Raw genomic sequence first — 257 nt, 5'->3', positions numbered from 1 at the left:
TGATAGAAAGACGATGATACTATTGTAAGTCCGTACGGAACAATATATTTTTAGTACATTTAAGGGCTGATATTCTTGGTTTCAAGGGGTGATTTGTGATAAATGTGTCATTTTTATTAAAAAAATACTATAGATTTAAGTCTAGTTTACAAAAAAAGTTATACATTTGCCCAGTTTTTAATGATATAGACCATGAATGGCGCACTAGTTCCGTACGAACTATGTCTATTCTACAATATAATATTACATATAAATGT

The sequence above is a fragment of the Parabacteroides sp. AM17-47 genome (genome assembly GCF_003434625.1).
Taxonomy (GTDB): domain Bacteria; phylum Bacteroidota; class Bacteroidia; order Bacteroidales; family Tannerellaceae; genus Parabacteroides; species Parabacteroides distasonis.
This window is presented reverse-complemented; position numbering follows the sequence as displayed.